This window comes from Chromohalobacter sp. HP20-39 (assembly GCF_033052815.1).
Classification (GTDB): domain Bacteria; phylum Pseudomonadota; class Gammaproteobacteria; order Pseudomonadales; family Halomonadaceae; genus Chromohalobacter.
The window spans coordinates 1-325 of the sequence record NZ_JAWHTP010000381.1; the positions used below are offsets into that span (position 1 = coordinate 1).

General features: G+C 62.2%; 1 protein-coding gene. It reads right to left on the reverse strand.

The window, feature by feature from the left end:
* Positions 1-134: 134 nt before the first annotated feature.
* Positions 135-325: hypothetical protein (locus tag RVY79_RS18465; protein ID WP_317465999.1), on the reverse strand; the 191-nt coding region annotated here is incomplete at its 5' end.

A 325-nucleotide genomic window follows, 5' to 3' on the forward strand; every position in this document is an offset into this window, starting at 1 on the left:
GTCGATCTCTGCGAAGCACCAAGTCGTTGAGACGAATGGATTGACGCGCTGGCCGTTCTCGAAAGAGCGGTTCTCTTCGTTGGCGGCGAGGATGCCCTGCGCGGCGGTCATGAAGCGGGTGAGTGTGCTCATGGTTACCTTCCGCCCCATGATGGGTCTGGATTGATCGCGTCCATCGCGAGCCTGACGCGCATCCGCTTGGACGCGCCGCGCACCATCGAACGCAGGCACTTGACGGTGTGCGCGGGGTCCATCGTGAAAGAGAATTTTCCGAGCAGCCGGTCGACGCGCTTCAAAACCTCGGCCATGTCTGCCGCCGTGCCGT